Here is an 11,182-nt window from a genome sequence, read left to right as displayed (position 1 = left end):
GGATCATGCCGCAGCGCGTGGCTTTGTGAAGATCGAGCAGCCACAGCAGCACATCCGTGATGCCGCGCCTGCCGGCGTGGATCGCCTTGTCCACATCGTCCACGATGACCAGGTAGTTGCGCGTGATGACGCGGCGCAGGTGGTGCATGGCCGTGAAGTCGTCCGTCGGCGCATCCACCCCGGCCGCTTCGCACAGGAGGCGGCCCAGTTTGAAGGCGGTCGGCCGGGTCGGCATCGTCACCATCAGCGTGAGCGGGGCAAAGTCCGGATTGGCGGCATACGCCTCCAGCGCCATGGTTTTGCCGCAGAGGGCGCGTCCGGCGATGCAGTTGACGGTCGAGTCCGCCACGGCGGCCAGGCACAGGCGGTGTATCTGTTCGCCGGTTTCCGTGGGCACGAATTCCACGGATCGGCCCAGCATGCGGGTGGCGATGTCCGCCCTCCGCGTCGCTTCGGCGCGGTGGCCGGCCGTCTCGACCTGCAGGCGCAATTTGCGGATGGCCTCCAGCACGTTGGTCATATCCGCATGGTAGGTGCCTGCCAGCAGGCGGCGGACGACGGTGGCGCTGTACCCCATCTGTTTGGCGATGCTGGCCGCCGTTTTGTCCCGGGCGTAGCCGCGCAGCCAGTCGAGGGCTGCATCCGTGCCGGGTATCGGTTGTGTGTGTTCGTTGTCGCTCATGGTTGGTGTGGTGGTGATGGTCAATAGTTGGTTTCGGGGAGGTCGTTGTCCGGGGGGAGCCTGGGGGGAGGATCGTCCATGCGGGGCAGCCCTTTTTGCCGGGCGGCGATCCGGCGTTCCGCACGGCGTGCCTCGCCGTCTTCCAGCCGTTCCAGTTGTGTTTTGTAATCTCCGCCGATGACTGCCTTGTTGTGGCGGCGCCGGGCATCCACATCCGTTTCCGCCTGGGCGAGCCGTTGCCGCACCGGCTCCATCAATTCGGCATTGCGGGCTTTGGCGTGCCCCATGGCGGCGCGCACGCCTTCCCGATCGGACCACGAGACGCGGTTGCACCGAAGGGCATACCCGATGCAGCGGTCGCGTTCGTCGATCAGGTAGAGCCGGCTGTTGTCCCAGGGGTTGATGATGCCGCGCACCTGGGCGAATGGGGGAAGTTCTTCCATGTATTCGTTGCTGCCGTATTGGCGGTAGGCCCGTGTTTCGTAAATGAGTTCACCGTCTGCAAGGTTCCTGTCTTTCACATGGAAGAATCCGCCACGCCGCCTCAAGGGCCGGGCCATGTGGACACCCATCAGTTCGCATGCCTGCGATGGCGTCAGCTTCACCAGCTGGTTTTCCGGTTTTTCCATGCAGGCGTCCCACGCCTCGGAGGGAGACATGCGCCTCGTGCGGAGATACCCCTTGCGGGTAGCGGCCACCCCCTGCAGAAGCACCAGCGAAGCCGGATCAAGGTCGGACACCCGGCCCCATTGATCGCAGGCAAGATCAAGCCGGTATTCGTTCTGCATGAATCCGCATTCCTTCCAGCCTTCCAGATCGTGATCCGTTCGTCGGTTGATGCGCGAAACGATGCCGGGCAGCTCGTCCACCAGATCGGCAAATGTGGGGATGACGTTCATCAGCAGGGCGCGTTGCTCCAAAGTCATGCGAGGCTTCGCCAGTTCGAGCTTTTCCTGTTCCTTGATCATGCCCCACACCCATTCCGGCAGGTGCGCGTAGTCTTTGCCGGACGGAGCATCGCAGGAGGCCATAACGTTGTGCAGGAGATTATGCCAGCTTTCCAGAGGCGACTTGTGGCGCGGGTTGCCCACGCCTCGCCCTCCAAAGCCATCGAGCAGCACTTGCTGCCGCCCCGTCATGCCGGACCGGTCCACCGTCACGGCTCCGTTCGTCATGGCATGGAGATGCGCCTCGAATTCCTTGTCGATGGCGGCCGTGCCGTTTTCGACCACCATCACGGTACCTCTCGGACTGTATCCGACCGTCACCAGGTAGGTAACGACCAGCATCCGCATCTCGTCGCCCGTCAAACCGAACTTCGTCCCGTCCTTGCGCTCTCCCCGGAACTTCGTTCCCCAGACCAGGCGCTTCCCGGTCAGCAGGTCGAGGCAACCGAGCTGCAGGGGGCGGTTGATATCGCCGTCGCAAAGCACATAACGGTCCAGCCATACGTCATCCCACAGAATGAACTGTGCAGGATAACAACCGGCGCGAGTGGCCAGAACCTGGGCCAGATCGGCATAGGCGGCACGCCGCCCCTGCCGGATAATCGTCAGCTCCTGCTTCTTCGGAACTTTGCGGAACAAATTGCGGATGGACCATCCGGCAGGGATATCCGGCCAGCCTGGCCAATCCTCGTATCCGGGGATGGTACCGATCAGGCCGTGGGCAGCCCATATCTCGCGCAAGTCGTACAGAGCCTGCTCGGTCGACCTGTTATTGCGCGTCACCAAATTGTACAAAAACGTCTTGAACTCCGGATTGTTCGTCCGCGCCTTGTGAGAATTGCTGAACACACAGCGTTTGTCCAAAAGCTTCCAGTCGTCTCGTCCGGAATTCACCCAGTCGCGGTACTTCGTCTGAATCTTCTTCCAGCTGCAAGCCTTGCCGGAAAGGTGGGCCTCCACAGCGGCCGCCTCCCGATACAACTTCATCAAGGTACCGGGTTCGGCCTTGTCGAATTCGCGGCAGGCAGCCAGCAGACGGCGTGCAGCCTGTTTGACCGGAAGCGGGGCATTGGATGAATCAAGGTCCATAAGAGTTGAATGCAAGAAAAGTGATTGACGAATCGTCGTGGAAAATGTTATTGATCGGACATGTGCAATTCGGAGAACAACCGCCTCTATTCGTATAACGATATGGCTGAATTCATTGGCCTAGCCTACGATGATCTCCCTCCTCTGGGAGATTTGCACGATCCGATGCTTTACAAGCCGGAATATCTGACTCGGCATGAAGAAGATCATGCCATGGCTGAAGCCATCGTCCACTATTGGAAGCATGGCGAATGGCCTGCCCTTCCGGGGCATCTCCCCCTTCAGCTTGCATACAGGCTTCTTTTTGTCGAATGGTACTTTCACGAAAACCATTGCTGGCATCCGGATCAGCAAGACAGCCAGATGCAGGCCATGGTGATGTCTGCGACCGCTGCGACGGACATCTGGCACCATTCCGGTTTGATCTGGTTACTGGATCAATTTGGTATTGACGATCATTTGGAAATGGGCGAGTGTCCTCCTCAGAATGGAGACCCGGGAAATATGCCGATTTTGAACTATCTGCTGGAAAAGATTCAGAGAAAATCCTGAACACTTTTCGGAAAAACAGATGCCATTGTTCTGCAATGAAGCACTTATTGGAATGATCTTTTTTCATATTCGTTTTATTGTTTGTTGGAAGTATCATGCTTGTTTGTAGCCGATGGCATCAAGCCGTTTGGAATAGGAGCGGAACTGGTCCGCAATCGCCTTGTTGAAGGAACGGGAACACAGCGGCGCCAGCTTCTCCACAAACTCACCCATCATCGTCACCAGGTTGGCGGCATCCCTCTGAGCGTCCTGCTCGGACACGACCGGGGCATTGTGGGCCTCCTCCATCGCATCCCGCATATTCGCCTTGCTGTGCTTTGCGCCACGGGATTCGGAATCGTCCACCACCTCCGCCAAAAACTCCTTGATCGTCGAAGCCTGCGAAATCTCGCCCAGCGCCTGGTAAAAATCCTGCCCGGGCCGCGTGGCCAACATCTGCATCACCGCCGCCGCACGCTCCTCGCTGATCCTCTTCGCCGCCTCCACAGCCGCATCGTACACGGCCATGTAATTCCCGGCCTGTTTTTCTCCGAAATTGAAATGCGAAATCAATTTCGCATTTGATTTGCTGCGGCTATTCTTGAAAAGCTTGCCCCACTCCCCATGCTTGCATTGCACATTGATTTCACGCAGCGTATGCCCGAGCACCACAGCCATCTGCCAGGTGCGCACGGCCATCTGCTGCACCTGTTCGTGCAGATGGTTGACGTAATCGATGCGCGCATCCGGCAAATCAGAATTATGGTAGGTCATGTTGATGGAGTTTGTAGATGAATTATTAAGCTTCCACGAGAAAGTGCCATCACAGGCCACATACTGGTGGCATACGCAAGCTCACGAATCGTGGTACACTCGTGCGTTTGCAAACTTTACAGTAACCACTCGGCTGCCCCTCTGACCCAACTGGCAAGCTGTCTGCGGAACCTGCCATCCTTGGACGTAAAACCAGTCGGCATCTATCTTTTCTTGTTGTTCTGTCATTCTCATTGTGGTAACCTTCCTTTGTTACTTGTTTAATTGGCTCGCGCGACAAACTTTAATTAAAGAAAAACAATCAGCAATGCAAGAAGGAAATTATAGTTTTAATGACATTCCTTCAATTATAGGAGAAGTTTTGCGACAAAAAAATATGAAAAAAAAGGAGTTAGCTCAAGCTTTAGGAGTTACACCTGTTGTCATATCCAATTGGTTGTCAGGAAAATATAATCCGCGTCCAAAAACAATGAAAAAACTTATAGATTTCTTACCAGCGCCAATTGATTCATTCTATAAGAAAAATATGAATCAACGAGACCTCCCCTCGGAACTTGAACATTGGAAACACCGCTCTCTCTCAGCGGAAAAAACGCTGGAGGATATGAAAAAAAACATTCAGAGCATCAAAATGGCAGTTGATACTTTGGCTCAAATGTTAAACAAATGATATGTTTTTCTATATTTTTCAATTCCTAAAAAACGAAAGAGAGAAGCATGCAATTCGGCGGTTGTGATTCAGTTGCTCACCGATATTAACGAACCATTTAATATATCCCCATATCCAGAGAATTCGCTTTTCTCTCGAAATTATGTGGTTACCAATTTCAATAGCTCGTCGTCCAAGCCATAACGAACCACCTTGATCCGTTCGCTACGCTGGGCTATAAAATCACCGGTCATTACAGGAAGTTGGAATGGGAAGAATGCCGGGTTGTTAAGAATCAACTTTAATGCACCCTTGGCTTCCGGCGTAGCCCTGAGTGCAGACTCGAACATCAGGATAGCCAGATTTGGCTCCGGAGTGTTCATCGGAGCAGATTTCTCATAGCAACCTTTGGCTTCGGAATCCTGCAGTACGCCCCAGGCAACAAAAGAGCGAATTACATATTTAGCGTACCGACTCACTGTCTGCCGGTCACCATATTGTTCCTTGAGGCGGTTAATGATTTGATTCTGGGTTATCTGGTTCTGCAAGGCCAGTAAACGCCCTGTTTGGCGGGCAACATTGAACCAGAAAGGATAGACCGCTGAAATCAGTCCCCAGTGGATTGGGACGGCCATGGATGGATTTTTCTGTAGAATCTCTAGCGAGGCGTCCCGAAATGGCATCAATTCCTGATCAGGAGATACCCAGATCTTCATCAGGTTATTGACGACAAAAGTTCGCGTTTGCGTGCTTTGTTCGCATTCCGAAGCACTGACTTTTCTATCTGCGAAAAACTCATGTAGCTCTTGACGAATGACTTTTGCATCAAGCCCTGCCAGTAACAAATTGGCTGCTTTTTGCATCCACTCGAAACGAATAGCCTGCTTGATTCCTATGGTTTCGTGCCTCTTACCCATTACGATGTTCGCCTTTCAAATTTCACAAGAGGGACTATGACTTCTTCGATGGCAACACCGCCGTGTCCTACGATGGTATTGCCCTGATTCACGAATGCATCGTGACCACCAGTCACTAAGGGAAAATAATTCGCAGGCAATCCGATAGGCGGCCATTCATGTGCAAACGGGAAAGATTCTGCTACCTGAGAACGGAGTTCAGACGAAGGATAGACACGAGCTCTCTCACCACGGGTTTCAGCAATCACCCCCTCTGATGGACGCCCTTTGCCATCACATTGAATATTGCCATGATCGGCCGTCAGCCAGACATTGTAACCGTATTCCAACAGTTGAGCAATCAGCGAAGTTAAGAACCCTCCCTGGCACCATTGCTTAATCTGGTTATGCATTCCGGCTGAGCCAAGTTGCATGCCGTGCATAATCTTGTCAATCTTGTCCACAACAAGCCCCACTGCCTTGGTTTTTCCTGGATGTATTATGGAATCAAGGATGTAGATCGCATCACCATCACCCAAACCTCGCTGATAAGCAACATCCCGCCGAGAGAGACCTTGGCCTTCCCAGAACTGTGTCCAGAGTTTCCCTTCACTATTGGTAGAGTTAATCGATGATGGAAAATAGAGAGGCGGCTTGCCTGAGAAAATCGATTGCCGTGATACTGATGTCAGCGTTGGAATCCAAGCGAAGGTCGCAGATTCTCGCATAATCAAATGGGCGTTCTGTTTTTGCAAAATCTGACGCACGGTCGCCCACTGATCGAGGGACAGACCGTCAACTACGATCAATGCTACCTGTCCATTAGCTGAGTCTTCCATATCTCGAACCAAACGGCGCGGCACATGGTGCAACATGGCCGGATTGGTCGGAGGCAAGTTCATCAGGCTGGAATAGTGATCCACCAGCCAAGCGGCAAATGTTGTATTCAACATATCACCCATTTCTCTGAGACGAGTTTGATACACCGGGTGCTCTCCACAATAAACCAGAGAAGACAGTTCGGCCCATTTCAAGGCAAAGGTAGTCCAGTCCGAGTAACGGGCGTCCTGGGTGGGCAGTCCTTTCTTGATAAGATCAAATAGGCGGGAAATCCGTAACTCATCATCCTCACCAGATGTGGCAATACCGCTTCGAACCCAAGATTCGGCATCTACTTCAAAGTCTTGGATTTCGATAGGAGTGAGTTTCCCTTCCAGGAACAAGTTATCAATGTAGACCTTGATGTCTTGATGGTCAAATGGTAAGCACTCCAAACCCGGATACTTGAGACCGTATGCTGATGTTTCTTCCCGCACGAGATTCCCTTTGCCCTGTCTGGAAAGAAAGAGAGGCCAACGTTCCTGCAAGAAATCGAAAAAGGCTTCAGCGTCCGGAATGATCTCTGAGAGCGGCCAGTCTTTAAATTCCTTATGATCTTTAAGAACTTGGATGAGTCGCTCAGACAACATCAGCGGAAGTTGAAGACTGCCGTAGTGCAAACGAAGCAAGGTGCGAAGTAATTCTACATCGTTGACTATCAGCTCATCCGCAACACCAAACACATGGCGGAGAATGTAATCCTTGGTGGCATTGTCACCCATTCGATCAGGCAACGATTTGCGTTGGGCTTCAAAGAGAGAATCCAGCAAGCTTCTGTCGAGCTTTTCAATGACCGGATAGCTCATGTTAGGGAAAAGATCTCCCATATTGAATGAAAGTTTTCGGGCCGCGCCAAGCAGGTCATAAGGCAGAGATTCCAGTTCTGCATCCTGCAAACGAAGGATAACAACCAAGTCGGTGTGTTCACCTCGGTCCCATATCAAGCGGTACTTCGATTCATAGGCATATCTGAATTCGACAGGATCATGGAACTCAATCAGATCAAATCCACGTTCACGAAGCTTCAAGGCCAGCTTCTCCTCGGTCAGCAGGCAATCCGGGTCGGCAACCAGTGTCAGCTTGCTGACATTGGGCACAAAATCGTTTAATATGGTGTCTCGCCAACTATTCATAGAATACATCCGTTCATCATTCGTAGCATGAGCAGAGGTCTGATTTCCGGTACGATCTGCCTTGCTGACTGTAGTTCTTGCCGCCATTCGCCTTCGTCTGCATCGCAATGGGATAACCTGCATTGGCGGACTTCCGCCAAACCCACGCGCTCAATAACCTTACGGCGCGAGGCAAAGGAGGTGATTCCACGTTCCTCTTCGTGAGCTACAGAGGCGAGGTGAGCATGCTGTAAGGAGTTGAACAATTCCCGCCCGGCGTGTTCTGCAGCTTCCTGCAAACATTGATAGGCTTTCATGGAATCATCCTGACCAAGTGTTGACCGTATTCTGACTTCCGCTGTCTGCAACGCATCCCAGATATGCCGGGCTGTGGGTAGAAACAGTTTACCTTCCTCGCTCAAGAATACACTGATATAACCACGCCGCACCATGGGGATGCGCAGAAGCTGTGTTTTCTGGTGCATTCCGGCCTGAACTCGAATCTCGAAGAGTCCCCAGAACCCGGAAATACCAGTGGGCAGCCCGTTCACGGTGACGCAAGGCAGTGGTTGACCTGGTGCGATATGGGGCAGATTCAGTGCTAACCCTCGGATGTGGCTATTTTCAAGATTCAGCAGGGTAGTGCCAGAGAGGCGATCAGCTTCCCGAGTGTTGAAGACAACTTTACGATATTCCTGTCCGTTCGGCCAGTTCAGATCCCACCATGAACGTTTGCGTTTGGCTAAACCGCCGTGGGAGGTGAGATAACTTATCGTCATCCGCTCCACCCAGTAAGGCAGAGGATGGGAGCGCAGACGCTCTGCCGTCTGTACATCAGGTTCTTCCGAGATACCATAGATAGACGAGGATTCCCGCACACGCTGAATCTCCCCACGGAGCTGGGCCACTTTTTGCTCAACAGAGGTTTCGATGCCGTCAGGATCAAGGATAGCCGAGGCAAACATATCCTCGAACAACTCACCTGCCTGGGAAGAATCGAGAACGTCGCTCGTCTTATCGATGCCAAACTCATCGAAGATCACCGAGAGTTTCTGTTCCAGCACTTCGCGGACGCGAAACTCGACCGAATCCTCAAACACGAAATTGATCGCCCGCACCGTTTTAGGCTGTCCGATCCGATCCACTCGGCCGATTCGCTGTTCCAGCCGCATCGGGTTCCAGGGAATGTCATAGTTGATAATGACATGGGCAAACTGCAAGTTCAATCCCTCGCCTCCGGCGTCAGTAGAGACGAGTACGCGATGCGTTTTTCGGAAGGCATCCTGAGCCTGCTTGCGTTCCTCCATATCCATGGAGCCATTCAAGGTAACGACAGAGATACCCCGGATTTCCAAAAACTCCTTCAGAATCTGCTGGGTAGGTACGAATTCGGTGAAGATCAATACTTTCAAATCCGGTTCGTTTTCCTCAGACTGTAGCTTATAGATCCACTCGATCAGGGCTTCGGTCTTGGCATCCGGACCAGCCTGTTCACAACGAACTGCCGCGTCTAGCAGAATCTCAACATGGCTGCTTTCGCTTTGCAAAGCCGACACGTGGGAGTTTAACAGCTCATCGAGCAACTCCTGTCCGTCCATATCATACAGTTCGGCCATTTCATTGTCAGGACTTTCTGATCTCTCAATGCCATTTTGAAGTTCCCCCAGGCGTTGACTGATTTGTTGTTCGCCTTCTTTGAGTGCGGCAAGTCGTCGTTCCAAAGTGCTTCTGATCGCCCGGGTGCTGGAGACAACCAGGCGCTGCATCAGGATCATCAAAAAGCCGATGTGGCGCTTCTGTTCGCGCATGGCCTGGTTGTAGCCCTCGCGCACATAGTCGGTCACCGCGTCATAAAGAAGTTTCTGCAAATGGTGCCGGCTCTCCCAAGCAATCGGAGCCATCTGTGTGCGCCGGGGTTTAAAGAGCGGATTGCCCTCGGAATCAATGGCCTTGCGCTTCTCCGTACGGATAACATACGGAGCCACTCGCTCACGAGAAACACAGTCCATATCAGGGAAGGCGTCGTCATCCAACAGGCTCATGAGGCGATGGAAGGCTTCGGTCTTCCCCTGGTGGGGCGTAGCCGAGAGGAGCAGCACATAGGGGGCTGCCTCCGCCAGCCCTTTGCCGAGTTTGTAGCGGGCGACCTGATCGGAGCTTCCCCCCAGGCGATGAGCTTCGTCCACCACCACCAGATCCCAACCGGCGGTAATCAGATCCTCGAACCGGCTGCGGTTGTATTCGGCAATCCGCTCTGCCGTCCAGCCGCACCTCTTATCAATGGGCTTGACTGAATCCAGAGACACGATGACCTGATCGAATAGCGACCAGGCTGAACTCCGCTGATCGCTCCCTGGAGCCAGGCGTTGCAAGGTACTGATATCCTCGCCCATTACGAGTTGAAATGGCACATTGAAGTGGGTCTGCATTTCCGCCACCCACTGGGTAGCGATGCCTTTGGGCGCGACGATCAGAATTCTACGAACCAGTCCGCGCAGCTTCAGCTCGCGCATGACCAGGCCGGCCTCGATGGTCTTGCCAAGCCCTAACTCGTCGGCCAGCAGGTAGCGCACGCGGTCACCAGAGATGGCCCGGGACAAGGCGTGAATCTGGTGCGGCAGCGGAATAACGTTGGACTCCATTGGGGCCAGTAGCACATGTCCTTCACTTGCGCTGGTCGCGCCTTCAAGCACCTCGGCCACCTTGGCTGCGGCAGCCATATAGGCAATGCGTCCAGCCTCGATCTCTGGCTGCAGATCGGCACTCAGCGGGCGCAAGGTGGAGTGGGGCACGCGCACAACCGCGTCCTGGTTCGGCAACCAGACACGGCACACCGTCTGCCCCCACAAGGTCTGTTCTTCGATGATCTTGCAGGCGCTGGTATGAACGGTGCTGTATTGCCACTCCTGGCTAACGCTGAAATATTTCATCCTCGAACCTCCAGTCTCAACCGGTTTGGCCTGATGGCGGGGCGTGACCAGTGCTGCTCAACGGCCTGAATAAATGCCGGACGAACCAGTTTTGCCCGTTGTGCCAGCCAGTCGTCTTGGTCAAATCGGAGATAGAGGCCTTCTGCAAGCTGATCGCTGAGTTTTGAGGCGGATAGGAGTTTTTGGATTTCCGGATATTCGAAGTGCCCGCGTGCGAGAACAGGAACTTCAGCAATACACATTTCCCTTAAGAGAGCATCTCGACGTTCCGCAGAAAGAAATCGGCCAAATTGCTTGTCGTAAATATCGAAACCAAGGAACCAATCCGGCAAGCGGTCATAAAAAACCGAGTGTTGGGCATAGCACCATTCCCCGAAAAGTATGAACTGGTTGGAAAGATGCCAAAACAGCGTATCGGTCCGTAGTGCCAACCAGTCGCCAAGCTTTCTCCACTGACCTGACCCAGGTAGATGCAGGTATGCGCCCCTGTTCTGTGCTCGAACATTTCCTTCCGAATCAAAAGAGATCCCCAAATTCGCGCCGTCTACCTTCTCTTCAACGACAAGCTCATGCTGCAGGAATTCATTGCATTCGGATTCCGACAGCACCTTGTCGCCCCTGATGTTAACGCCTGCCAGTGTTGCGAGATGTGGCGTAGATGGGAATTTGAAGAAATTGTCTTTCACGTACCGC

9 protein-coding genes are annotated in these 11,182 nt (G+C 53.4%); 2 read left to right on the top strand and 7 right to left on the bottom strand.

What is annotated here, in order from left to right; translation table 11 throughout:
• Both AC781_RS08565 and AC781_RS08560 read right to left on the bottom strand, forming a co-directional pair.
• The coding region (locus AC781_RS08565; protein ID WP_141675833.1) for a TniB family NTP-binding protein at nucleotides 1-682 on the bottom strand (682 nt) is incomplete at its 3' end.
• A 20-nt stretch (nucleotides 683-702) separates the two neighbouring features.
• On the bottom strand, nucleotides 703-2,718 hold the full coding sequence (locus tag AC781_RS08560) for a hypothetical protein (RefSeq protein ID WP_067776586.1): 2,016 nt from the start codon (nucleotides 2,716-2,718) through the stop codon (nucleotides 703-705).
• A gap of 102 nt (nucleotides 2,719-2,820) precedes the next feature.
• Here AC781_RS08560 and AC781_RS08555 point away from each other — a divergent pair, with 102 nt between their 5' ends.
• Nucleotides 2,821-3,270: a hypothetical protein gene (locus tag AC781_RS08555; protein ID WP_141675832.1), complete on the top strand. Its 450-nt coding sequence runs from the start codon at nucleotides 2,821-2,823 to the stop codon at nucleotides 3,268-3,270.
• 93 nt (nucleotides 3,271-3,363) lie between these two features.
• Here AC781_RS08555 and AC781_RS08550 read toward each other — a convergent pair whose 3' ends face one another.
• Nucleotides 3,364-4,023, bottom strand: a complete 660-nt coding sequence (locus AC781_RS08550) for a hypothetical protein (protein ID WP_067776580.1) — start codon at nucleotides 4,021-4,023, stop codon at nucleotides 3,364-3,366.
• Between the two features lie 256 nt (nucleotides 4,024-4,279).
• On the opposite strand from AC781_RS08550, the gene AC781_RS13390 reads away from it, so the two are divergent.
• A complete protein-coding gene (locus AC781_RS13390; RefSeq protein ID WP_141675831.1) occupies nucleotides 4,280-4,693 on the top strand; it encodes a helix-turn-helix domain-containing protein in 414 nt (137 codons plus the stop codon).
• Nucleotides 4,694-4,833: 140 nt separating this feature from the next.
• On the opposite strand, the gene AC781_RS08545 is transcribed toward AC781_RS13390, so the two are convergent.
• Genes AC781_RS08545 through AC781_RS08530 form a run of 4 tightly spaced genes read right to left on the bottom strand, consistent with a single transcriptional unit; the run spans nucleotide 4,834 to nucleotide 11,175 of the window.
• Nucleotides 4,834-5,589, bottom strand: coding sequence for a hypothetical protein (locus AC781_RS08545; RefSeq protein ID WP_067776577.1), 756 nt, complete (start codon nucleotides 5,587-5,589; stop codon nucleotides 4,834-4,836).
• On the bottom strand, nucleotides 5,589-7,580 hold the full coding sequence (gene pglZ, locus AC781_RS08540; RefSeq protein WP_067776574.1) for a BREX-3 system phosphatase PglZ: 1,992 nt from the start codon (nucleotides 7,578-7,580) through the stop codon (nucleotides 5,589-5,591). The genes AC781_RS08545 and pglZ overlap by 1 nt, the downstream gene beginning before the upstream one ends.
• Nucleotides 7,577-10,489 (bottom strand): DEAD/DEAH box helicase, encoded by a 2,913-nt coding sequence (locus tag AC781_RS08535; RefSeq protein WP_067776571.1) that lies wholly within the window; start codon nucleotides 10,487-10,489, stop codon nucleotides 7,577-7,579. Before AC781_RS08535 ends, pglZ begins: the two co-directional genes overlap by 4 nt.
• Nucleotides 10,486-11,175: an RNA ligase family protein gene (locus tag AC781_RS08530; protein ID WP_067776568.1), complete on the bottom strand. Its 690-nt coding sequence runs from the start codon at nucleotides 11,173-11,175 to the stop codon at nucleotides 10,486-10,488. The genes AC781_RS08535 and AC781_RS08530 overlap by 4 nt, the downstream gene beginning before the upstream one ends.
• Between the last annotated feature and the right edge of the window lie 7 nt (nucleotides 11,176-11,182).

Source organism: Neoakkermansia glycaniphila (genome assembly GCF_001683795.1).
Taxonomy (GTDB): Bacteria; Verrucomicrobiota; Verrucomicrobiia; order Verrucomicrobiales; family Akkermansiaceae; genus Akkermansia; species Akkermansia glycaniphila.
Note: the sequence above shows the minus strand (reverse complement) of the source record. Positions and strands in the feature narration are given on the sequence as shown.